This is a genomic window from Helicobacter apodemus (assembly GCF_003097575.1).
In the GTDB taxonomy this organism is placed as follows: Bacteria; Campylobacterota; Campylobacteria; order Campylobacterales; family Helicobacteraceae; genus Helicobacter_D; species Helicobacter_D apodemus.
Window position 1 is genome coordinate 849,680 of sequence record NZ_CP021886.1, and the last position, 23,919, is coordinate 873,598.

The 23,919-nt window shown below is 33.1% G+C and carries 26 protein-coding genes and 2 pseudogenes; 2 read left to right on the forward strand and 26 right to left on the reverse strand.

The window, feature by feature from the left end:
• Window positions 1-3: 3 nt before the first annotated feature.
• The 25 genes and pseudogenes from CDV25_RS04050 to CDV25_RS04170 form a co-directional block, all read right to left on the reverse strand.
• Window positions 4-732, reverse strand: coding sequence for a hypothetical protein (locus CDV25_RS04050; protein WP_108910885.1), 729 nt, complete (start codon window positions 730-732; stop codon window positions 4-6).
• A 57-nt stretch (window positions 733-789) separates the two neighbouring features.
• The gene (gene rplT, locus CDV25_RS04055) at window positions 790-1,143 is read right to left on the reverse strand and encodes a 50S ribosomal protein L20 (RefSeq protein WP_108910886.1); all 354 of its coding nucleotides are present in this window, start codon (window positions 1,141-1,143) and stop codon (window positions 790-792) included.
• Window positions 1,144-1,223: 80 nt separating this feature from the next.
• Window positions 1,224-1,418: a 50S ribosomal protein L35 gene (gene rpmI / locus CDV25_RS04060; RefSeq protein WP_108910887.1), complete on the reverse strand. Its 195-nt coding sequence runs from the start codon at window positions 1,416-1,418 to the stop codon at window positions 1,224-1,226.
• A gap of 23 nt (window positions 1,419-1,441) precedes the next feature.
• Complete coding sequence (gene infC / locus CDV25_RS04065) at window positions 1,442-1,957, reverse strand: translation initiation factor IF-3 (protein ID WP_034553893.1); 516 nt, start codon at window positions 1,955-1,957, stop codon at window positions 1,442-1,444.
• On the reverse strand, window positions 1,954-3,771 hold the full coding sequence (gene thrS, locus CDV25_RS04070) for a threonine--tRNA ligase (protein ID WP_108910888.1): 1,818 nt from the start codon (window positions 3,769-3,771) through the stop codon (window positions 1,954-1,956). Before thrS ends, infC begins: the two co-directional genes overlap by 4 nt.
• 59 nt (window positions 3,772-3,830) lie before the next feature.
• Window positions 3,831-4,322, reverse strand: coding sequence for a hypothetical protein (locus tag CDV25_RS04075; RefSeq protein WP_052087286.1), 492 nt, complete (start codon window positions 4,320-4,322; stop codon window positions 3,831-3,833).
• 9 nt (window positions 4,323-4,331) lie between these two features.
• Window positions 4,332-5,261 (reverse strand): 16S rRNA (cytosine(1402)-N(4))-methyltransferase RsmH, encoded by a 930-nt coding sequence (gene rsmH, locus CDV25_RS04080; protein WP_108910889.1) that lies wholly within the window; start codon window positions 5,259-5,261, stop codon window positions 4,332-4,334.
• Window positions 5,258-6,526, reverse strand: a complete 1,269-nt coding sequence (gene murA, locus CDV25_RS04085; protein ID WP_108910890.1) for a UDP-N-acetylglucosamine 1-carboxyvinyltransferase — start codon at window positions 6,524-6,526, stop codon at window positions 5,258-5,260. Before murA ends, rsmH begins: the two co-directional genes overlap by 4 nt.
• Window positions 6,527-6,536: 10 nt before the next feature.
• Window positions 6,537-6,983, reverse strand: coding sequence for a hypothetical protein (locus CDV25_RS04090; RefSeq protein ID WP_108910891.1), 447 nt, complete (start codon window positions 6,981-6,983; stop codon window positions 6,537-6,539).
• Window positions 6,983-7,810 carry a UTP--glucose-1-phosphate uridylyltransferase GalU gene (gene galU / locus CDV25_RS04095; protein WP_108910892.1) on the reverse strand — a complete coding sequence of 276 codons (828 nt, stop codon included), beginning with the start codon at window positions 7,808-7,810 and terminating at the stop codon, window positions 6,983-6,985. Before galU ends, CDV25_RS04090 begins: the two co-directional genes overlap by 1 nt.
• Window positions 7,811-7,820: 10 nt before the next feature.
• A complete protein-coding gene (locus CDV25_RS04100; RefSeq protein ID WP_108910893.1) occupies window positions 7,821-8,582 on the reverse strand; it encodes an ATP-binding protein in 762 nt (253 codons plus the stop codon).
• A gap of 3 nt (window positions 8,583-8,585) precedes the next feature.
• Window positions 8,586-10,783 (reverse strand): annotated as a pseudogene (locus CDV25_RS04105) (AAA family ATPase).
• A gap of 9 nt (window positions 10,784-10,792) precedes the next feature.
• A complete protein-coding gene (locus CDV25_RS04110) occupies window positions 10,793-11,101 on the reverse strand; it encodes an ATP-dependent Clp protease adaptor ClpS (protein WP_084590147.1) in 309 nt (102 codons plus the stop codon).
• Between the two features lie 67 nt (window positions 11,102-11,168).
• On the reverse strand, window positions 11,169-11,729 hold the full coding sequence (locus CDV25_RS04115) for an isochorismatase family protein (RefSeq protein ID WP_108910894.1): 561 nt from the start codon (window positions 11,727-11,729) through the stop codon (window positions 11,169-11,171).
• A 62-nt stretch (window positions 11,730-11,791) separates the two neighbouring features.
• Window positions 11,792-12,754 (reverse strand): tRNA modification radical SAM protein MnmL/YtqA, encoded by a 963-nt coding sequence (gene mnmL, locus CDV25_RS04120; RefSeq protein ID WP_108910895.1) that lies wholly within the window; start codon window positions 12,752-12,754, stop codon window positions 11,792-11,794.
• A 9-nt stretch (window positions 12,755-12,763) separates the two neighbouring features.
• The gene (gene purF, locus CDV25_RS04125) at window positions 12,764-14,131 is read right to left on the reverse strand and encodes an amidophosphoribosyltransferase (protein WP_108910896.1); all 1,368 of its coding nucleotides are present in this window, start codon (window positions 14,129-14,131) and stop codon (window positions 12,764-12,766) included.
• 8 nt (window positions 14,132-14,139) lie between these two features.
• Complete coding sequence (gene dapB, locus CDV25_RS04130) at window positions 14,140-14,907, reverse strand: 4-hydroxy-tetrahydrodipicolinate reductase (RefSeq protein WP_108910897.1); 768 nt, start codon at window positions 14,905-14,907, stop codon at window positions 14,140-14,142.
• 9 nt (window positions 14,908-14,916) lie between these two features.
• Window positions 14,917-15,855 (reverse strand): thioredoxin-disulfide reductase, encoded by a 939-nt coding sequence (gene trxB, locus CDV25_RS04135; RefSeq protein WP_034553394.1) that lies wholly within the window; start codon window positions 15,853-15,855, stop codon window positions 14,917-14,919.
• Between the two features lie 10 nt (window positions 15,856-15,865).
• Window positions 15,866-16,336 (reverse strand): hypothetical protein, encoded by a 471-nt coding sequence (locus CDV25_RS04140; RefSeq protein WP_034553392.1) that lies wholly within the window; start codon window positions 16,334-16,336, stop codon window positions 15,866-15,868.
• Between the two features lie 30 nt (window positions 16,337-16,366).
• The gene (trxA, locus tag CDV25_RS04145; RefSeq protein WP_034553390.1) at window positions 16,367-16,684 is read right to left on the reverse strand and encodes a thioredoxin; all 318 of its coding nucleotides are present in this window, start codon (window positions 16,682-16,684) and stop codon (window positions 16,367-16,369) included.
• Between the two features lie 80 nt (window positions 16,685-16,764).
• Window positions 16,765-17,208, reverse strand: a complete 444-nt coding sequence (gene nusB, locus CDV25_RS04150) for a transcription antitermination factor NusB (RefSeq protein WP_108910898.1) — start codon at window positions 17,206-17,208, stop codon at window positions 16,765-16,767.
• Window positions 17,209-17,679, reverse strand: coding sequence for a 6,7-dimethyl-8-ribityllumazine synthase (gene ribH / locus CDV25_RS04155; protein ID WP_034553385.1), 471 nt, complete (start codon window positions 17,677-17,679; stop codon window positions 17,209-17,211). It abuts the gene before it with no gap.
• Window positions 17,670-18,484: pseudogene (gene kdsA, locus CDV25_RS04160) on the reverse strand (3-deoxy-8-phosphooctulonate synthase). The gene ribH and the pseudogene kdsA overlap by 10 nt, the downstream one beginning before the upstream one ends.
• Window positions 18,481-19,113 carry a carbonic anhydrase gene (locus CDV25_RS04165; protein ID WP_239056435.1) on the reverse strand — a complete coding sequence of 211 codons (633 nt, stop codon included), beginning with the start codon at window positions 19,111-19,113 and terminating at the stop codon, window positions 18,481-18,483. The pseudogene kdsA and the gene CDV25_RS04165 overlap by 4 nt, the downstream one beginning before the upstream one ends.
• Before the next feature lie 22 nt (window positions 19,114-19,135).
• Entirely contained in the window at window positions 19,136-19,909 is a 774-nt protein-coding gene (locus CDV25_RS04170) for an OmpA/MotB family protein (RefSeq protein ID WP_034553377.1), read from the reverse strand.
• 90 nt (window positions 19,910-19,999) lie between these two features.
• Between CDV25_RS04170 and CDV25_RS04175 the strand changes: the two genes are divergently transcribed.
• Window positions 20,000-20,593: a DedA family protein gene (locus CDV25_RS04175; protein WP_108910900.1), complete on the forward strand. Its 594-nt coding sequence runs from the start codon at window positions 20,000-20,002 to the stop codon at window positions 20,591-20,593.
• 6 nt (window positions 20,594-20,599) lie between these two features.
• On the opposite strand, the gene CDV25_RS04180 is transcribed toward CDV25_RS04175, so the two are convergent.
• Window positions 20,600-22,333: a Na/Pi cotransporter family protein gene (locus CDV25_RS04180; protein ID WP_204161876.1), complete on the reverse strand. Its 1,734-nt coding sequence runs from the start codon at window positions 22,331-22,333 to the stop codon at window positions 20,600-20,602.
• A gap of 198 nt (window positions 22,334-22,531) precedes the next feature.
• On the opposite strand from CDV25_RS04180, the gene CDV25_RS04185 reads away from it, so the two are divergent.
• A complete protein-coding gene (locus CDV25_RS04185; RefSeq protein ID WP_108910902.1) occupies window positions 22,532-23,746 on the forward strand; it encodes an NAD(P)/FAD-dependent oxidoreductase in 1,215 nt (404 codons plus the stop codon).
• Window positions 23,747-23,919 lie beyond the last annotated feature (173 nt).

A 23,919-nucleotide genomic window follows, 5' to 3' on the forward strand; every position in this document is an offset into this window, starting at 1 on the left:
AAATCAATAACAGCGATAAATAATTTTACCTTGAATAGTCTTGTTTTGTAATTTTGCTGTAGGGGAGATAATACTATCTAAACTAGCATTAGAGTTTATCTTACTACTGCTCTTTGCAAGAGCAAAAAGTGGTGCTACAGGCTCTTCAACTTTTCCTAATGTAATTTCTTTAATTTCACATTTTTTTCGCAAGGTTTTCGCATATTTTTTAGCAATACCCTGTGCTTTTTGTAGTAATGCAATATTAAGCTCCTCATCAAGTTCTTTATCTTGATTTTCATCCACACTTCTGTGAATACTTGGAAGAGTAAAAACCAAATAAGGATTCTTCTCTATTTGACTTTGAATAAAATTTAAATGAGTATTGAAAGTTTCTAAAAAATCTTTGTTGAACTCACAAGTAACACTCCAATGTGTTTGATAGCCTATTTGCTTTTTAATACCACCATTATCATAAATATAATAAGGTGCAATTTCAAATCCACCACCCTTACAAATTCCATATTTTTGTATCTCTTGATTTACAAGATTAAAGGTTTGGATAATTTGGTTTTTTTGTGCAGTAGAGAGATTCTTTTCATTCCTAAGTTTTTCACTCTCATTAATTTGTGGATTAGCAATTAACAAGGCAGGTTCTATCTTTGTCGTTACTGAAATATTTTGATATACAAGCATTTCAGTTCCTATGAGAGCTTCCATACAACCCAAAAAAATAAGAATCTTCTTAACCATCAATAAAGCTTTTATTTTCTATTAAGATAGGAATCATTAGGATTATTAAAATCCATTTTAAAGAGCCTTTTTTGCACTTTCAACAATCTTTGCAAAATTCTGTGGCTCATTCATCGCAATATCTGCTAAAACTTTTCTATCTAATACAATACCAGCCTTTTTTAAACCAAACATAAAACGTGAATAACTAATAGCATTCATTCTGCAACCCGCATTAATTCTTACAATCCAAAGCTTCCTAAAATCTCTTTTTTTTTGTTTTCTATCACGAAAAGCATAACATAAACTTCTTTCAAGCTGTTCTTTTGCTTTTCTAAAGTGCTTATGCCTTGCACTATAAAAACCTCGTGCTAATTTTAAAATTTTCTTATGACGTCTTCTTCTAACTACGCCTGTTTTTACTCTTGCCATTTTAATTCCTTTACCATTTATGGTGTGGTATTTCTACCAAACTTACCCTTACTTTAAAGGGGAATAACTCATACTCAAATTTATGCCATACAAAGCATTTTTTTAACCGATTCAAGATTTGCATCATGAACATATTTAGGTGCATTAAGATTTGCAATTTTTCTTGGACGCTTTTTTGTCAAAATATGACTTTTAAAAGCTGAACCACGTTTAATAAGATTCTTTTTTAACTTAAATCTTTTAGCTGCACCGCGATTTGTTTTCATTTTTGGCATTTTCACTCCTTTCATAAGATAAATCATTTTTTAGGTGTTACTAACATATTCACATAACGACCTTCTACTTTAAAATCTTTATCAACATTGGCAACATCTTCAAGCATTGAAGCAACCTTATTTAAAATTTCAAAACCAGCTTGTGGCTCACCTACTTCCCTCCCACGCAAAAATACTCGAAAACGGACATGCTTATTCTCGCTTAAAAATTCTTTAGCGTGCTTAACTTTATAGTTTATATCATTAGAAGCAATCTTGACAGAAAGCTTGATTTCCTTGATTTCTATTTGTTTTTGCTTCTTTTTTGCTTCTTTTTGCTTCTTTTCTTGTTGATAACGAAATTTACCATAATCCATTATCTTGCAAACAGGAGGCTTAGCATCAGGAGCAATCAAGACTAAATCTAAACCCTTACTCTCTGCAATCTCTAAAGCTTCCTTAGGACTAATAACGCCATACTGCCCACCATCATCGCCTATACACCTAATCTCTGGAAAATTAATGTCCTCATTAAGGACTATATTATCATTTTTACTCAAAAACTAACCTCACGCATTTTCTCCTTCATAATTTTGATAAAATTATCATATTCCCAAAGGGATTGTTGTTTATCCCTTCTGTCCCTTAAAGAAATCTTTCTCTCTTCAAGTTCTTTTTCTCCTAATACAACAATCATTGGAACCCTCTGTTTTTCAGCATTCCTAATGCGTTTATTAAGGGTTTCATTTTTTTCATCAATCTCTGCATAAACACCATTTTTTAATAAATCCTTACACAATTCTTTAGCATAAGCATTACAAAGACTATTAATAGGAATCACAATAATTTGTGTAGGTGCGATGAAAAATGGAAATTCCCCACCAAAATGCTCTGTTAAAATCGCAATAAAACGTTCAAAACTTCCTAAAATAGCACGATGTATCATAACAGGTTGCTGTGGGATATTATCTTCACTTATATATTCTAACTGAAATCTCTCTGGAAGATTCATATCAATTTGTATAGTCCCACATTGCCACTTCCTGCCAATGGCATCGGTGATTTTAATATCAATTTTTGGACCATAAAATGCTCCACCGCCCTCATCAATTGCATAATCAATCCTACATTCATTAAGGGCGTACTTTAAAGCTTGCGTTGCTTCCTCCCAAATTTTATCATCGCCAATAGATTTTTCTGGACGTGTAGAAATCTCCATCTCATAACTAAATCCAAAGGCGTTTAATATTTTCTTTGTAAAGTCAATAATATTTTGCACTTCTTCTGCAATTTGACTAGGGCGACAAAAAATATGAGCATCATCTTGTGTAAATTCTCTCACTCTCAAAAGCCCGTGCAAAACTCCACTTTTCTCGTGGCGATGTACAATACCATATTCATAAAACCTCAAAGGTAAATCCCGATAGCTACGCAAAGTGCTTTGATAAACTTTAATATGCCCAATACAATTCATAGGTTTAATGCCATATTCTACCTCATCAATAGTCGTAAAATACATATTTTCACCATAATTTGTATAATGCCCACTACGTTTCCATACAGCACTTTTTAGAATCTCTGGACCTCTTACAGGCTCATATCCGCGTTCAATTAAAGCCTGTGTTAAAAGATTTTCAATATTTCTTCTAAGTCTAGCACCCTTTGGAAGCCATATAACCAATCCTGCACCTATTTCCTCATCAAAGCTAAAAAGCTCCATCTCCATTCCCACTTTTCTATGGTCACGTCTCTTAGCTTCTTCAAGTTGCTTTAAATATTGATTCAAACTCTCCTTATCCGCAAAAGCAATGCCATAAATTCGCGTTAGCATTTCTGCTTGTTCATCTCCCCCAAGATAAGCCCCGGCAATTTTAGTAAGTTTAAAAGCAGTGAGTAACTTCAAAGTAGGCAAATGAGGACCACGGCATAAATCTTCAAACTCTCCTTGTGAATAAATGCTTAATCTCCCATCTCCTAATGGAATGTTCTTAATAACAGCTTGCTTTAAATCATCAGACTTAAACCTCTCTATAGCCTCTTCTCTTGGTAAATAATACTTAACTATTGTCTCACCCTTTTTTGCAATTTCCTTCATTTTAGATTCAATTTGCATTAAGTCTTCTTCACCAATCTTTTGATTTACTCTAAAATCATAATAAAACCCCTCATCTACAACAGGTCCCACAAAAAATTGTGCTTCTGGATATAATGCTTTAATGGCTTCAGCCATCAGATGCGCACAGGTATGACGCATAATAAATAAAGAATCTTTAGAATTATCAAAATATATAGATTGACCATCTAAGCCTAATTCTTTAGCACTTTGAGTATCATAAATTTGATTATCTATTTTAATACCAATTACTTCAGACATTAAAAATCGCCTTAAACTTCAAAAATATTAGGCTACATTATAGCACAATTTTAAAATTTTTAAAAATCAAGTTCGTGGGTTAAATTTTTAAACTTAATATCTTCTAATTGTTTTTTAATATGTCTATTCTCTTCATTTAAAGAATCTAATTGTGCTTGTAGTTGAATAATATTACGGCTAGTAAAATAAATATTATTACGAATATAGATTTTTGGCACAAATAAAGCAAGAACAAAAAACATTAACAAAAAAACAAAACTAACCATTTTAAAAGGAATTTCACCTTCTGAATTTTTTACCAATTCTTCTAAAATTTCTTCTTTTTCTTCTATTTTCAATGAGATATTTGCATTCTGCTGCTGCAAATATAAAGTATCAATTTCTGATTTTTCTTGTGCATCTTTAATATTCTTAGAGTGATTCTCATATTCTTCCAAAAATTCTAAATCTTCACTAGAGATTTGTGAATCTTTTGTAAAAATCCTTTGAAAGACATTCATCTTTTTTATTTTATCTTTTTCTTCAAGACGCAAATTTTCATAATTTTCCACTCTCTTGCCTTAATTACCAAACTCAAACACTCTTAATTTAGCACTCCTAGAGCGTGGATTATTCTTTATCTCTTCTTTTGTTGCACTTAGGGGCTTTTTATAAAAGTTTTTACCTCTTTTATGATGATTTCCACATACACATTTCATCACTTCTTTGGGGCATATACAATTCCTTTCCCAATCCCTAAAAGCAGTTTTTACAATCCTATCCTCTAAAGAATGAAAAGAAATAATCCCTACTCTAGCACCTTTTTGAAAATTTTTTTCTTGACAAATTTTAAGCATTCTCTCTAATTCCCCTAATTCATCATTAACTTCAATCCTTAAAGCCTGAAAAGCAAGAGTTGCTGGATGTATTTTTGTATGTTTAAAATGCCTTGAAATTAACTCACTTAAAGCACTCGCACAAACAATCTTTTCTTTTTTCCTAAAATCTACAATTAAACGTGCTAGTTTCTTCCACTCTCCAATCTCCCCAAAATCTCTAAAAATTCTTTCTAATTGCGTTAATGAGTAGGTATTAACAATCTCTTTAGCATTTAGGGCATTATGAAGATTCATACGCATATCCAATAAAGGCGAATCAAAACAAAATCCCCTCTGTTTATCATCAAATTGCATAGAAGAAACGCCAATATCTGCCAAAATTCCTACAATATCATCATTCCAAATATCTGGTAAAACCTCACTAAATCTTCCAAACTTTACTTCAAACCTATTTTTAAATTTACTCAATCGTTCAAAGGCATAAGCAATAGCTACTTCATCTTGATCAATGCCAATAATTTTTAATTTAGGATATTTCTGCAAAAGGGCTTGACTATGCCCCCCAAATCCTAGAGTGCAATCAATGAAGACACCACCATTTTCAACCACCAAAGGGGTGCAAAAAGATTCTAAAACTTCTTGTAATAAAACAGGATTATGAGGGATGCTCATTCTTTATCTCTTATAATCTTTGTGCCTAATTTACTAAATTTCTCTTCTAATTTTTCATAACCTCTATCTAAATGATAGATTCTATGAATATTTGTCTTTCCTTTAGCTACCAATGCAGCTAACACTAAAGCACTAGAAGCACGCAAATCTGTTGCCATTACATCAGCCCCCAAAAGCTCATAACCTCCATTAATAGTAGCCATATTCCCATGCAAAGAAATACTTGCTCCCATTCTTTGTAATTCACTAACATGCATAAAACGATTTTCAAACAATCTCTCTTGAATAATACTAGCTCCCTCACATTGAGTAGCTAATGCCATAAATTGTGCTTGCATATCAGTAGGAAAGCCAGGATATTCAGCAGTAGAAACTTCAAAGGGGTAAAATTTACTTGTTGGATAAATCGTAATAGAATCTTGATTAAAGGTGAGTTTAAAGCCTATTTCTTCTAACTTTGAAATAATAGCTCCCAAATGTGAAGGATTAACTTGGTGTAAGGTAATTTGGGAATTTGTAATAGCACCTGCACATAAATAAGTCCCTGCTTCAATCCTATCAGGAATAACATAAATATTTGAAGGTAACTCTAAAGCCTCTCCTCCACTTCCATAAATTTCTACCTCATCACTACCAATACCTTTAATTTCTATACCGCTTGCTTTTAAAACTTCGCAAAGCTGAATTACTTCTGGTTCTTTTGCAAGATTAATGATTTTTGTTTTTCCCTTAGCCATAGCTGCTGCCATTAGGATATTTTCACTACCTGTAACGGTGATTTTATCAAAATTAATCACTGCTCCTTTTAATCCTTCCTTAGCTTCTGCAACAATATATCCGCCTTGTATATGTATCTTAGCACCCATCTTTTCTAATGCTTTAATATGTAAATCTACTGGTCTAGCACCAATAGCACAGCCACCTGGCAAACTCACCTCACAATACCTAAACCTCCCTAAAAGTGGTCCAAGCACCAAAATAGAAGCACGCATTTTACGCACAATATCATAAGTGGCTTTGGTATTATGAATCTTTGGGATTCTTAATGTTGTTGTGTGAGTATCAAGAAATTCCACTTCACACCCAAGCATTTTTAAAAGTAAAAAAAAAGTTTTTATATCCACAACATTAGGTAAATTATGCAAAGTTACTTGTTCTTTACTTAATAGGCTTAATGCAATAAGTGGCAAAGCAGCATTCTTAGCTCCTGAAATATTAATAGAGCCTTGCAGTCTCTTACCACCTTCAACGCATAAAAAATCCATCTTCTTAATCCTATTTTTTCTTTTTTTCACTCTCTCGAGTTTTGAGTGCTGAACCAATGGCGGTTTCAATTTCTTTTTTAAAATTTGGATTGCTTTTTACAAACTCTTCCCTATGGCGCACTACATTATCAATATCTATGGAGCTACAAAGTGCAAATGCAGAAATAAAATCCATTCTGCCTTGATATTCTTTACTCTCTTTTGAAATATCCCCAAAAGGCATAAAATGCGTAGTAAAGGCATCTAAAACTTCTTGTGTAACTTCTGTGCTTGGCGTGCCTTTTAATACAGAAATTAAATAATCAATATTTCTAAATTTTGCTTCCCTATTTTTCTGATACTCTAATGAATTCTTTATTTTTTCATAAATTACAAAAATAATACAAAGAATCATAAAAGGCAGTAAAGCTATAAATAAAAGGCACCAAATAAAAATATAGAAGTCTAGACTATACACTAGTTTCCTTGAATTTTTTGATAAAAAACATTTGTTGCCCTAACAAAACCATCAATACTCCCGCAATCATAACGTTCTCCCCTAAACTTATAGGCTAATACCATACCTTTTTTGCATTGTTCTAAAAGTGCATCCGTGATTTGAATCTCTCCATTTTTACCCGGTTTTGTCTCTCTTAAAATATCAAAAATATCAGGTGTTAAAATATATCTCCCAATAATAGCTAAATTACTAGGAGCTTCTTCTTGAGAGGGTTTTTCTATCATATTATCTACCATAAATACATCATCGCCCACTTCTCTGCCTTCAATAACGCCATATTTGCTAATATCCTCTAAAGCAACTTCTTCCACAGCAACGATAGAACAACGATATTTTTCATAAATCTTACACATTTGTAAAAGTACTCCAATATCTTGATTATTGTCGCATAAATCATCACTTAAAATCACAGCAAAAGATTCATTGCCAATGAGATTTTCCGCAGTTAAAATAGCGTGCCCTAAGCCCCTCATCTCCATTTGTCGCGTATAAGAAAAAGTGCATCTCTCTAAAAGCATTCGTATTTCTTTAAGATAATTCTCTTTACTTGTCCCTTTAATTTGGTGCTCTAATTCATAACTAATATCAAAATGATCCTCCAAAGCCCTTTTGCCCCTCCCTGTAACAATTGCCATATTCGTAATACCTGCTTCAATGGCTTCTTCTACACCATATTGTATAAGGGGTTTATTAAGTATTGGCAACATCTCTTTAGGTATAGCCTTAGTGGCTGGTAAAAAACGTGTCCCATAACCAGCAGCTGGAAATAAACATTTCTTAATCATTCTCTCTCCTTTATAAAATATCTATTAAGCCACTTTGGTAAAGCTTGAAAAACTGCTTAGCAATTCTTGGGCTTTTAGAACCTTTTTGGGTAGCATAATTGATAGCCTTTTGCTGGATATGTGCAAATTCATCATAAATATTAGATTTTTTAAAACACTGCGCTAAGACCTCCAAATATTCTTTATGCCCATAACTATAAAAACCTATACACAAAGGGAATCTATCACTAAGTGCAATCTTATCCTCATCACCCTCAAAGCCAAAAATCTCATTTTCATCATGGAATTGTTGCAATAAATGCCGCCTATTAGAAGTTGCATAAATTAAAATATTTTTAGGGAATGCTTCAATACTGCCTTCTAAAAATGTTTTTAGAACTTTATATTCTTTCTCATCCCTATCAAAACTCAAATCATCACAAAAAATAATAAACTTATAAGGCTTGTTTCTCAAATAATCAAAAATTTCAGGAATCTTTTGTAAATCTTGTTTTAAAATCTGTAAAACCCTTAAACCCTCTTTAGCATATTTCCCCAAAAGAGCTTTAATGAGTGAAGACTTTCCACAACCTCTAGCTCCCCATAAAAGCACATTAACACATTCCTTGTTAGAGAGAAAAGATTGAGTATTTTGGCATAGCAAGGCAATCTCTTTTTCTAAACCAACAAATTCTTTAAAATCGATGAATTCTATCTCTTCAATACAATGCAAATAACCACTACTACGATAAATACTCGCTAAATATCTATCAAACTCCCAATTTAGTTCCATATTTTAGTTGCTTTTTTTGATTTTACTAATTAGCTTGTCTTCTTTTTTGGAATATTCAAAAACAATCTCTCCTCCCTTACTTAAATCACCAAACAACATTAAATCACTTAGAGTATTTTTAATTTCTTTTTGTAAGACTAAATTTAGGGGTCTAGCACCCAATTCTTCATTGAATCCTTTCTGCACTAGATATTCTTTAGCATTTTTTTGCAAAATAACTTTAACATTTTTCTCTGCAATTTGAGCATTTAAATCCATAATACTTTTATCCACAATCTTTAAAATTTCTTTATGACTAAGAGGGTTAAAGGCGATAATCGCATCAAATCTATTCCGAAACTCGGGGAAAAACTCTCTTTAATAGCACGATTAAACTTCATCGTAGAATCTTGAGCAAATCCCAAAGTTGGAGATTCTTTAGAGCCTACATTAGAAGTCATAATCAAGATAACCGATGAAAAATCACTGCTTATACCATCATTATCTGTTAATTTAGCATAATCCATAACCTGTAAAAAAATATTCAAAACATCGGGATGTGCCTTTTCTATCTCATCTAGCAATAAAAGCGTATGAGGATTTTTTTTAATCATCTCTGTTAAAATACCTCCTCTTTCATACCCAACATATCCTGCTGGTGCTCCTATTAGTTGCGAGGTTGAATGTTTTTCCATATATTCACTCATATCAAGACGTTCAAAGTTTATTCCTAGAGCTTTTGCTAATTCCTTTGCAAGTTCTGTTTTACCAACTCCGCTTGGACCACTAAAAAGAAAAGAGCCAATGGGTTTATTAGGGAGATTTAATCCTGCTTTATTGCGTTTTAGTGCAGTTACGACCTCTTCAATAGCTAAATCTTGTCCATAAATCCTAGATTTTAGATGTTTATCTAAATGCTTTAATATGCCTTTATCGTTTTTTGTAGCTTCAATTTCAGGAATCTTTGCCATTTTTGCAACCATTTGTTTAATAGTTTCTAAACTCACTCTACCGCTCTTACCCTGCAACTTATAACTAGCTCCCGCTTCATCAATAATATCAATAGCCTTATCGGGTAAAAATTTATCGTGCAAATACCTTACAGAGAGTTCGACAGCAAGTTTCAATGCTTCCTTAGTATAAACGACATTGTGAAACTTCTCATAATACTTCTTCACCCCCTCTAAAATCAAAATTGTTTCTTCCTCTGTAGGCTCATCCACATCAATTTTAGCAAAGCGACGTGATAATGCTTTATCTCTATCTAAAAAATTACGATATTCCGCATAAGTACTAGCACCAATACACCTTAGCTTACCACTTCCAAGCATTGGCTTTAATAAATTGCTTGCGTCCATACTTCCATTATTTGTAGAGCCTGCCCCAACAAGCATATGAATCTCATCAATAAATAAAATCACATTGCCTCTTGCTAAAACCTCATCACTTAAGGCTTTAATACGTTTTTCAAAATCCCCTCTATATTTTGTCCCTGCCACTAATGCACCCATATTTAGCGAAAAAAGTTCCATACCAAATAAAGGATTATTTTTTTGGTTTAGCTCAATAGCTAACCCTTCTGCTACTGCAGTTTTACCAACTCCTGGCTCGCCTACTAATAAAGGATTATTTTTCTTTTTACGCAATAAAACCTCGGAAGTGCGTTTGATTTCTTTACTTCTTCCAATAATGGGATCTATTTTTCCATCTTTAGCTTCTTGAGTAAGATTAATACAATACTTTTCCAAAAAACTTCCCTCTTGTATTGAATCTTTTTTATCTTGAGCAAATAAACCTTGATGTTCTGTAATATATTCTAAAATATTTAAACGTGAAATGCCTTGATTATGCAATACCTTAGAGCAAAAAGCCTTATCCTCCTCTAAAATAGCTGCTAGTAAGTCTCCTACTTGTGCTTCTTTCCTTTGCGATCCTCTTACATGATTAATCATAATTTCTATAACACGAGTAACCGCTAAAGTTTCTATAGGCATCTCACTATGATTTTGGTGTTTTTGAATATGATTTAATAAATAAGCTTCAATTTGCTCCTTTATTATCTCTACATTTCCTCCGCATTCTTGAAGTGTTTTAATAATCTTTGGATTGCTTAAAAGAGCGTGAAATAAATGCTCTAAAGTTAAATATTCATGCCCTAAATCTTTCGCATTGTTTTGTGCACTTTTTAAAATAAAATTCAATTCTCTACTAATTTCTATCATTGTTTTACTCTAAACCTTTTCTAAAATTGCTCGCAAAGGAAATTCATTCTCTTTGGCTTTCTTTCTAACCTGCATAGCTTTTGTTTCAGCAATATCATAAGGATACACACCACAAACACCCTTGCCATTATGATGAATTTGTAACATTAAATTTAAAGATTCCTCCAAATTTTTATGAAAAATACTCTGTAATATCTCCATTACAAATTCTTGTGTTGTATAATCATCATTTAGCAAAATTACTTTATAACGCGTAGGCTCTTGAATTTTCTCTAATACTTCCGTATTATTTTCAAGTTGCATTTGTTGTTTTGGCAATATCTTTCCTTTCAATTCTAATTTAAGGTAGAAATTATAGCATTTTTATAAACCTCTATTTTAAAAACTAATCTTTAACCAACGCACTAATGGCTTTGAAATGCTCCTCTTTACAATGCAATAAGGAAGTAAAGAGTAAAGTCTCACTGCTTATAATCCTAACCCCTCCATTCCTTAATTCTTGCATAGCTAAATGATGATGCAATAAATCTCTAGAGCTACAAGAATCTTCTATAACATAAGTTTCAAAACCTCTTTGTTTAGCATCAAAAGCACTCTCACGCACACATACATGGCTTTCAATCCCAAAAATAACCAAAGTTTGTATTTGCTCCTCTTGTAAAGAGTGGCAAAATTTCTTTTCCCCAAAAGCACTAAAGGAGAGCTTCTCTAAAGGCTCTATACTACATTGCACAATACTCTTTCCTAGTCCTTTTGGATATTGCTCTAAAACAAGTGTCTTAAATCCTAATATTTCTGAAACTTTTAAAAGCCTATTAGCGTTTTTTAATAACCTCTCTTTTTCTTGCATTACTTCAAAAATCTTTTCTTGAATATCAACACAAACAAAAGCAGTCTTTTCTCTCTTTAAAGAAGGCTCTGTTTTTACATCATAACAAACTTGCATATCATCTCCTTTTAAATCTTACGATGATAGAGCAAATCGGCTTATAACGCCTTTAAATAGAACTAATACTCAATACCAGCTTTTTTTAAGGCTTCCCGAATACTACGCATTTGAATATTTTTGTCAAAACACCATTTAGGGGCTAATAGGGTATCATTCCTTACGCCCGCACTTACTCTGTGAATCACAACATTTGGAGAGATTATCTTTAAAGATTCTACGATAATATCAATATACTCCCTAAGGGTAATAGGCTGATACTCTCCTTTATGATACATTTGTGCTAAGGCTGTTTTTTCAATCACATACAAAGGATGAACCTTTATTCCATCACTCCCCCATTTTAAGACCGTTTTTAAACTATGTAGCATCATCTCTTTACTCTCTTTAGGCAAACCATAAATAATATGAGAGCATACCTTCAAGCCTCTTTTTTTAGTTTCATTAATCCAATACTCCATTCCATCTGTGCTATGCCCTCGATTAATAAAGGCTAGGGTCTCATCATAAACAGATTGTATCCCATATTCTACCCAAATTTCCTGCCGTTTTGTTTCTTGCAAAGTGGCTAAGAAGTCTAAAAGCTCTAAATTTACACTATCGGTTCTAGTTCCAATAGACATTCCTACGACATTTGGGAGATTAAGAGCTTGTGTATAAAGCTTTTGTAGAGTAGAAAAAGGAGCATAAGTGTTGGTAAAGGATTGAAAATATATCATATAACGTTCAATACCAAATTTATTTTTGTGAAAATCACTTTGCCATTTATATTGATTATGAAGTTGTTGTAGTTGCGTTTGTAATAAAGGATTTTCTTGCATATTAGGATTCATTTTTAAAGCTACTTTAGGTTCGTGCTCTAATGTGGGAGAAAAACTTTCATTCTTGCAAAAAATACATCCACCCTTTGCAACCGTTCCATCAATATTAGGACAAGTAAAACCCGCAAGTGCTATAGGTATTTTTCTCACCTTTTGCCCAAAACGACGTTTGCAATAGCGTCCAAAAGTCAGCATTTGCTTCATACAAGACCTTTATAGAATATATTTACCATCAAAACAAGCTTGACAGAATTTATAATCCTTTAAGCCAACACTACGTTTTAACCCCTCCAATGAAAGAAAAGATAGGGAATCCGCACCAATAAATTCACACACTTCCTTATTACTCATTCTTGCACTAATAAGTTCAGAAATATCTGGAGTATCAACACCATAATAACAGGGAGAAATCGTTGGAGGTGAAGAAATCTTCATATGTATTTCTTTTGCCCCACAATCTCTTAAAATTTTTACAATCTGCTTACTTGTCGTCCCTCTAACTATAGAATCATCAATAACTATAATGCGTTTATTTTCAATAAGATCTTTAATAGGATTTAATTTTAATCGAACCTTTAACTCTCTAATTTGTTGTGTAGGTTCAATAAAGGTTCTGCCAATGTAATGATTCCTAATAATTCCTAATTCAAAAGGGATGCCGCTTTTTTGGGAATATCCAATAGCAGCAGCTACACCACTATCTGGCACAGGAATTACTAAATCTGCTTCTATAGGGTTTTCAAGAGCTAGTTCCTCCCCCATAGCTTTCCTAATGTTATAAACGACATTCCCATAAATATGGCTATCTGGTCTTGCAAAATAAACATATTCAAACACACAAGGATAAGGATTGGGTGGCATAATATTATAGCTTTGCATTCCCTTTTGCGAAAAGACTAACATCTCACCTGGTGCAACATCACGCAAGTATTTAGCACCTACTAAATCAAAAGCACAAGTTTCGCTTGCTACAATATACCCAACACTACCATCTGCATTTTTAATCTCTCCAAGGCTTAAGGGGCGAAATCCGTTGCAGTCACGGATAACAAACATTTTTTTGCGACTAAGTATAATAAAACAAAAAGCACCTCTAAGGTGTAAAATCGCTTCTTTTATTCTATCTACAAGATTTTCTTGCTTTGCCCTTGCTATTAAATGGATAAGGTTTTCTGTATCCATATAACTCTGAAAAATGGCACCATCCCTAATGAGTTCTTGTTTAATTTCTTTAGCATTGGTTAAGTTTCCATTATGCACAATGGCTACCTGCCCTAAATCATAACGGGCAAAAATAGGTTGTGCATCTGCCATAGAATCCTCACCAGCGGTTGAATAACGATTATGCCCTATTGCACTAAATCCTTTGAGTTTGCTTAAAGATTCATTATCAAAAACTTCTGTTACCAATCCCTTTCTTTTGATTGTAACAATTTTTTCTCCATTAGAAGAAGAAATCCCTGTTGCTTCCTGTCCGCGATGCTGCATAGAAAAAAGTGAATAATAAGCCATACTAGCAGCATTTGCTACATTATAAACGCCTACTACAGCACATTCTTCTTTCCAGTCTTTATTTTCCACAAAAAACCTCAAAAATTTAAAAAATCTTCAATACTATAAAATCCATTTGGCTGATTTTTTAACCAAACTGCTGCTTTAATAGCACCCTTTGCAAAAGTCAATCTTGAAGTTGCGGTATGAATTAATTCTAAATACTCTCCATCACCATAAAAGCCAACATTATGCTTCCCTACAACATCACCTCCACGAAGAGACATAACTCCAATTTCCCTTTCGCTCCTCTCTCCAATATTCCCATCTCTTCCACTTATTCTAACTTTATCAAGTTCTAATCCTCTAGCTACTGCACAAGTCTTAGCAAGACTTAGTGCAGTCCCACTTGGTGAATCCTTTTTGTGCTTATGGTGCGTTTCTACAATTTCAATATCAAAATCTTTTAAAGCATTCGCCACCATTGCAATAGTGCGATTTAAAACCGCTACTCCCAAGGACATATTACTAGCATAAAAGATTGGCATCTTTTTAGAAGCCTCTTTAATAAGATTTTCACAATGAAATTCTAAGCCTGTTGTTCCAATCACAATAGGTTTTGGGTGCGATAAAGCTACTTCTAAAAGTTGTTCTGTGCCTTGTGGGGTAGTAAAATCAATCACAACCTCACAATTCTCTAAAAAAGCTTTTAAATCACTAGTAATAAGAGTTTCTGATTCGACACAAAAGTCTAAAACTTTACGCGTATAAAGACTTCCTAACTTAATATTAGGACTTTCTTTTATAAATTCAACGATTAATCTCCCAACACGACCACTCGCCCCAAAAACTCCAATACCCAACATATAATTTCCTTATTTATGATGCTCAACAAACTCTATAGCCCCTAAAGCTGCTGTTGCACCATCTGAAGCTGCACAAACTACTTGTTTGGGAGCATCTTGCCTTAAATCACCCGCTACAAACAATCCAGGAATGTTGGTTTCCATCTTTAAATTAACTATTGCTTGTCCATATTCATTCATAGCACAAAGTGATGTCCCATCCTCTTGCATTAACACTGCATTATTCACATTATATCCAATGAGCATAAAAATACCTGCAATATTAATCTCTTTGGTCGCATTGTTTTCTAAATTTTTTAATTTCAATCCTGTAACTCCAGAATTATCTCCACAAATTTCTTCAATTCCATAAGGGGTTAAAAATTCGATATTAGATAGGCTTTTAGCCCTTTGCACTGTTATAGGTGCTGCTCTAAACTCATTTCTCCTATGAATAATTGTCACTTTAGAACAAATTTTTGCTAGATAGATGGACTCCTCAATAGCGGTATCTCCTCCCCCTAAAACAGCAACTTCTTTGTTTTTATAAAAAAATCCATCACAAGTCGCACAAGAACTAACTCCTTTACCCCAATAAGTATCCTCACCCTTTACATTAGAACGTTTAGGGCTGCCCCCTGTGGCTACAATAACAGATTTAGCTTCTATTTCTTTGCCATCACTTAAAACTATGACAAAAAAATCTAATTTCTTTTTTATGCGTATAACTTCTGCCATCTCATGTTTTAAACCAAACCTAAAGCATTGCTCTTGCCAAGGTGCCATAAAATCAAAACCGCTTTTTACTTCAGCCACTCCGGGATAATTCTCCAATTCACTACTTGTAGTAATTTGCCCACCAGGCATTCCTTTTTCAAACATTATAACATCTTTCAACCCGCCTCTTGTTGCATATAATCCAGCACTAAGTCCAGCAGGTCCTCCACCAATAATAGCTACTTCTAACATAATTTTCTCCTTACATAGATTTAAAATTTAATAATTTATAAATACCTTTATTTTTAACTCTTTGATATAACATTAAATTCTCTTGATTTTGTTTAATTAAAAAACATTGTGGAAGCATTCTAATATCAAATTCGTGAATGAGTTTCAACATAACTCCGCTAGAAACTTTTAAATCAATAATTTCTTTAGAGTTGTTTTGCCCTAATTGATACATATCTATAGCTAAAATACTTTCATTTTGCTTTATTTTGCTCTTTAAAAATTCTTCCCATTTAGGCATATAAGAGCTATAAAAACATAATTGGTATTTTTCACTCATAGGCTCAAATAAATTAACTTCTCCATCCTCTTCCTCATAAAAAGAATCCTGATTAAAATATATTTTTGAAACAGAAGTAAAAGAATATTGATAATATAAAAATGCACCTACTGCAAAAACAATGATAAACGCTATAGAAAAACCAGGGCAACATTTTTTCACTTTTACCCTTTTTAATTATCTATATTCAATTTAAATCAAGCTATCAAGCTTATTTTTAAACTCTTGTTCTGTTGAAGCACCAACAATCTCATCTACTTTTTGACCATCTTTATAAAAATAAATTGTTGGGATAGAGCGGATTCCGAATTTTTCTGCTAATTCTTGTTGCTCATCAGTATTGACTTTGCAAATCTTTGCTTTTCCTTCATATGCTTCTGCAAGCTTATCAATAATAGGGGCAATCATCCTACAAGGTCCGCACCAAGGTGCCCAAAAATCTATTAACGCAACACCGTCTTTAATAGTTTCGTCAAAATTTTGTCCTGTTAATTCAATATAACCAGCCATTTAATTTTTCTCCTTAAATAATAATTTTTAACGGCGACATTTTACAATAAATAACTTAAAAATACAAAAATTTAGCTCTATCAACCTTTAGAGCAGATCATTCTTTCAATCTCTTCTAAAGGTATTTGTAAATTTTTGCAAACACCATCTAAGACTCCATTAACAAATTTTGTAGAATTATCATTACAAAAACCTTTGGTAATTTCCAAGGCTTCATTAATCACAATTGCCTTATCAGTTGATGTATAAACGATCTCATAAACACCAAGCCTTAAAATTGCTTTTTCCATCTCTCCAATACGTGAAAAATTCCATTCTTTTAATTGATGGGTAATACGTAAATCAATTGCTTTTAAATGATGAATAACGCCAAAGAAAAGATTCATAGCAAACTGCTTTTGGGTATTTTTTATCTTTTGCTCCTGTAAAACCTCTTCTATAAAGTTCTCAATATTTTCATTCCCGCTACCATAAGCATAAAGTAATTGCATAACAACTCCACGTGCTTGGCTCCTTGTAGCCACTTAAGCTCCAATCTTTCGGTATAAATTAATGAGTTCAATCAAACCACTCATGGATTCAAATCCCTTATTGCCAGATTTTGTCCCCGCCCTCTCAATAGCTTGCTCAATGGAATCAGTTGTTAAAACGCCAAAAGTAACGGCAGCACCATAACGAATAGTAACATTAGCGATACCCTTAGTGGATTCAGCACTTACATAATCAAAGTGCGGAGTGGAACCACGGATAATAGCACCTAAACAACAAACACCATCATAATTACCTTGTGCTAGTATCTTCTCTAATGCGAAGGGAATCTCAAAAGCACCTGGAACTAAGATATGTGTTAAATTCTCCTCCACTCCACCATGACGTAAAAAACAATCTTTAGCACCCTCTACCAATCTATCAGTGATTAAGTGGTTAAAACGACTAGAAATAATGGCAATTTTCTCATCACCAATTAATGACAATTCCCCTTCAATTAACTGCATTTTTGCTCCTTTTGTATAAAATTAGTAATTTGCAATAATTCTTTAATAAGTTCATTTAAAACCTCGGGCATTAGCATATTAGGTCCATCACTTAAAGCATTTTTGGGATTAGTATGCACCTCTGCAAATAAGCCATCAATCCCTACAGCACTCGCTGCCCTTGCTAAAATAGGTGCAAACTTTGAATCTCCATCACTCTTTCCATCTGCACCACCTGGCATTTGCACGGCGTGTGTTGCATCAAAAATCACAGGTGCAAATTTTCTCATAATCACTAATGAACGCATATCCACGACTAAATTCCCATAACCAAAGCTACTCCCTCTTTCTGTAAGTGTAATCTTATATTTTTGGGATTGCTCATAACTTGCCTCTGTCCCCCACGCGTTTTAATGGCTTTTAAAACAGAATATTGCATATCCTTGGGATTCATAAATTGTCCTTTTTTAATATTAACAATTGCTCTGCTCTTAGCAGCCTCTACAATCAAATCTGTTTGACGACATAAAAAAGCAGGTATTTGTAGAATATCTACAACTTGGGACGCAAGTTTAACTTGATAAGTTTCGTGAATATCTGTTAAGAGTTTATAACCAAATTTCTTTTTGATATTAGCTAAAGATTCTAAACCCCTCTCTATCCCAGGTCCCCTAAAAGACTCCAGACTTGTCCGATTAGCTTTATCAAAGCTTGCCTTAAAATAAAAATCTATTTGAGGGTTTTTAGCTATTGGTTTTAAGCTCTCGGCAATTTCCTCTAAAATTTCATCATTTTCTATTACACAAGGTCCAGCGATTATAATCATCTCGTATCCTTTTTTAATAAATTGAATTCGTGTTTTTTAAAATCATAACTATAAACCTCACCGCTTTCAATAATATAATGCCAACCATAAATATGAAGTGTGCGTGCAAGGTATTTTTCTTTTACATTAGGGTAAGTGAAAAGATTTTTGATTTGATTTTCAATATTAATTTGCTCTGTTAAAAAAGAGCGGATAATTTTATCCTTTGGTTGAAGTGCTAAAACTCTCTCTTTTACTCCTTGGATTAATTTTAACCAATTCCTAACATTAGGCATTCTTGCTTTAAAATGCTCCTCTTCATACAAAGCTGCACATCCACCACAATGCGAATGCCCGCAGATAATAATATTCTCAACCTTTAATGCCTCTAGGGCATACTCAACAGCAGAAGTGGTTGCTAAATACTCATCAGCTTGGCGATAAGGTGGGACAATATTTGCGATATTGCGGATAACAAAAAGTTCACCTGGCAATGTCTTGGTGATTAAATTTGGCACAACCCTTGAATCTGAACAACCAATAAAAAGTGTATGAGGATTTTGTCCTTCTTTAAGGTCTTCAAATAATTCTTTATAGGCTAAAAAATCTTTCTCTTTGAAAGCTATAGCACCCTTAAATAAATTGTCAATTGAACTTTCCACTATAAACCTTTTATGGAGTTATTTTACTAACTGATTCCATAGCAGCGGATAAATCCTCACCTATACTATAAAGATATAAATCCACTCGTCTGTTTTTAGCCTTAAGTGTTGGTATTTCATTACTAGCAATGGGTGAAAATTCCCCTTCCCCTCCACCTATTATACGTTTTGGAAGCACCCCTTGTTGTATGATTAAATTTGCAACATTGACACCCCTTGCAATAGAAAGATCTAAATTATCCTTAAACTCTAAATTAGGTTGAATAGGCGTATTATCTGTATGACCTATTGCTTTTATAAGCACTCCATCGGGCATTTTTGCAAGCTCTAAAGATAATCGCTTTAAAAAGGCAATACCACCTGTATTACTCAATATTGCACTGCCACTCTCAAAAAGCAAAGATTCAGGAATACGAATAATAACCCCTCTTTCAGATTCCTCAAGCTCGACAGCAGGACCACTAGCTATTTTATTTACTTCATTATAATCCGCGACTAAACTTGCAAAAATATTTACAACATTATCCATCTCTACCTCTGTTTCTATAGGCGTTGCTTGAATAGATGCTGGAGGATTAATTTGTGTTAAAGAACCTTTTTCTAAAACAGATAAAGACCCTTCTAGAGAACCTATTGCCTCTGAAACTTTAAGGGTATCAAAGGTTGCCATAGAAAGCAAAAGGATAAAAAATGTAAGAATTAAAGTAACCATATCCCCATAGGTCCCAAGCCATAATGGAACACCATTTGGACAATCACAAGCAGGACAAGAATCCTTTGCCATATTCGCTTCCTCTAAAAATCTTTTTCTTTATCATTATAACTTGTATTTGGTTATAATTGTATTATTTATAAATCTTAAACAAGGCTTTTTTTGCAAACTATAATTGATTTTATTCTTGAAAGTGTTGGAGATTTAGGTTATTTTGGGATATTTGTTATGATGCTTTTAGAAAGTAGCTTTATTCCTTTTCCTAGTGAAATTGTTATGATACCTGCGGGATATTTAGCCCATAAAGGAGAAATAAATTTTTTCTTAGCTATTTTTTTTGGTATCTTAGGTTCTCTTAGTGGGGCTTTAATTAATTATTTTCTCGCATTATATTTTGGGAGAGAGATTCTTATTAAATATGGAAAATATTTCTTTTTTCAAGAATCTACGATGAAAAAAATGGAAGCATTTTTTACCAAACACGGCAACATTTCAACTTTTAGTGGCAGACTTATCCCTGTGGTGCGTCAATATATCTCTTTACCTGCTGGGGTTGGAAAGATGAATCTGCCTTTATTTTGCTTTTATACTTCATTAGGGGCAGGGATTTGGGTAATTATCCTAACAACACTTGGTTACTTCTTAGGACAAAATGAAGAACTCCTTAAACAATATCTCCATTTTATCATACTTTCTCTTCTTGTCCTTGTAGGATTTGGAATCCTAATTTATATCTACAAACAAAAGAAATCTTAATCTCTTTTAAGTTAATTTCTCATTGCTCTGTTTATCCTCTAGCCATTCCTCTTTAGTAAAAATTATCTCTACAGCTTCAATAAGCTGAGTAGCGATTTGAATGATAAAAGCACTATCATTTAAAATAGAAGTTCCATTAGTAACACTAATTTTATTATTTGCAATCAAATTCTCAACCTTACGCAAAGCATTGTAATCCTTTTCTTTTAAGAGTTCTTTAGCGGCTTTTAGTTGCATAAGTATCAAACGCACGTTTTCATCTTTCATTAGCTTCAATTCTTCAATACTTCTTAAAAGCTCTCCCAAATCTTTTCGCATTATATTATACTCATTAGCTAAATATTCATTAGACGAACTTGCATAAGCTTTCATATTTGTTTGGATAATTTTAAGATTTTTAGTAGCTTCTACAATATCTCTTGAAGCAAGTTTAAAAGAAAAAATTCTATTATTTTTATCATCATCTTCTATATAACTTTGAGCTTTTGTAGAAAATTCCATAATTGCATCAAAAAGCACCTTTATCTTGCGTTTATAAAGATAATCTAAATCGACATCCCCGCTAAACCATTTTTTACTCGCAATAATCTCATCAAAACTTACTTTTCCTCGAATGTCACTGCGATTAAAACCTATGGTATGGGCGATCATTGCATAAGCATTATTATATAAATGCATACTTTCTTTTTGCAAAGCTTCAATAGCAGTATTAGGATATTCAATAATATTTTTATTTAAATATAAAGGCGCATCCATCTCTCTATCTTTTGGAGCTTTAACAACTTTATCTAAAAATAAAACAATTTGGGCAATAAACAAAGAAATAAATATAACGGCTACAAGATTAAACAAGGTATGAAATAAAGCGGTTTTTAAAGGTAAATTCTCTTGAGAGATTCCAATAATACTAGCAGTAATATCCACTAGATGCAGAAAATAAGGAAAAAATACAATAACAAGTAGTGCAATAGTAAAATTAAAAATACAATTAGCTAAAGCAAGTTTTTTGCCCTCAATATTAGTGCTTAAACTAGCAATTACTGCAGTAACTACACCTCCAACACTTGTCCCCAAAGTTGCCGCAAGAGCATTTTCATAACCAATCTGTCCGCTAACAAGGGCAGAGATAATAATGGCTAAAGTTGCGTGGCTTGATTGAACAATCCCCGTAGTTAATGCCCCTAAAGCAACAAAAATCAAAACTCCTTTAAAGCCTACAAAATTAAATTGTGATAAATCCATAATTTCTTTATAAGATTCAAATCCATTTTTAATATAATCAACACCCAAAAAGAAAAAGCCAATCCCCATAAAAATCGAACCTACACCTTTTAAAATATTATCTTTTTGAAAACCTAGTAATGTCCCACTAACAATTAAGGGTATTGCTAAAGTAGAAATATTAATATTTGTTAATCCAACAATCAACCAAGAACCGGCACTATTCCCTAAATTTGCACCAAATACAATCCCAATTCCTTGTGCTAGAGTAATTAATCCAGCAGAAAGAAAAGAGATAGAAATTATGGATACAAGCGTAGAAGATTGCATTAAAACTGTGGTTATAACCCCAAAAGCGATACTTTTAAAACGTGTATCTGTGGATTTTGTCAAAATCTTTTCTAATAACCCTCCACTAAAAACCTTAAAACCTGCACTAAGATTCATCATTCCAATAAGTAAAATAGCCACTCCTGCTAATATCTTTGCTAATTCAGGAAAAACCACCAAACAATACATTAAAGCAAACACTAAAACTACTAAAATAGAACGTCTAAAACTTTGCACCAACACTCCTAAAAGATTAAATTAGGCTACCATTATAACAAAATCAAAGGAGTAAATCCCATTATTAAATATTATTTCAGCACAACTTTACAAAAAATAAGTAAAATAAAAATTCACCTTATAAATTCATACATTTAGGAGAAATAATCTATGGAGGTTTATAAACAAAATATCCTAATTATCGGGGGAGGATATGGTGGATTAAAAGTGGCACTTGGGATGCAAAGACAACTCAAAAGCAAGGCAAAAATTACTTTAATTAACAAGCACGACTATCATTACCAAACTACCCTGTTGCATAAAGTAGCGGTAGGGACTTTAAGCTCAAGAAAAGCAAGAATCTACTATCGTAAAATCCTCAATCTCAATAAAATCTGCTTCATTAAAGACAAGATTACCAAGCTCTGCCCTAAAGAAAACAAGGTCATAGGTAATGGTGGAGAATATCACTATGATTATTTAGTTATTGGTTTGGGGTTTAAACCCGATAATTTTGGGATAAAAGGTGTTGATTCTTATACCCACAAATTATCCTCTCTTAACGCCTCTTTAAAGCTTACTCAAAATATTGAAAACAACTTCAAGGAATTTGTGCATACCAAAAACCCTTTAGACTTGCATACCATAGTATGTGGGACAGGATTTACGGGGATAGAATTTGCCGCAGAACTTGCTACACAACTTGATGAACTATGTCTTATTTGCGGTATTGATAGAAAAATACCCAAAGTAACTTGCATAGGGAGATCCCCACATATCTTACCTGTTTTTAATGAGACACTCACCCTATGTGCAGAAAACAAACTAAAACAAATAGGAGTTAATTTAATTTCTAATGGAACTATTGAAGAGATTCAAGAAAATAAAGTATTGCTTAAACAAAATGGGCAATCTTTAGAAATTCAAGGGAATATTATCATTTGGAGTGCTGGTGTTAAAGGCAATGATATTGTTGAAAATTCAGAAATTCCTAATAAAAAAGGTAGAATCCCTGTTAATGCTAATTTACAATGTGAAGCTTTTCCTAATATTTATGTAGTAGGAGATTGTGCCTTAGCTACAAGTAAAGATGCTATTCACGCACCAACAGCACAGCTTTCTGCACAAATGGGAGATTATTTAGCCAAGCTTTTAATCGCAAAACTAGAAAACCTCCCTTTCAATAAACCCTTTAAATTCCATCATCGAGGGACAGTTTGTTCGATAGGGCATACCGATGGAGTAGGCATTATTTATCATAAAAATATTGGTGGGGAGATAGCAGCTTTTATGAAAAACACGATTGAAAATCGATGGCTTTATAGCATCGGAGGCTTTAAGATGGTTTTTAAAAAAGGACAATTCCGATTCCGAACAAGCAATTAAGAAAACTAGGATAAGGCTATAATAAGTGTATGCTACTAAGATTCTTAAGGAAGGCATTGAATGAATAGCCTTTTAAAAAAGAACCTAGAATGATTTTAACGGATATATGATGGAGCAAACTATCAACAATGGGACATAAAAAGCACAAAAACCAAGAATCTCTATTAATTCTG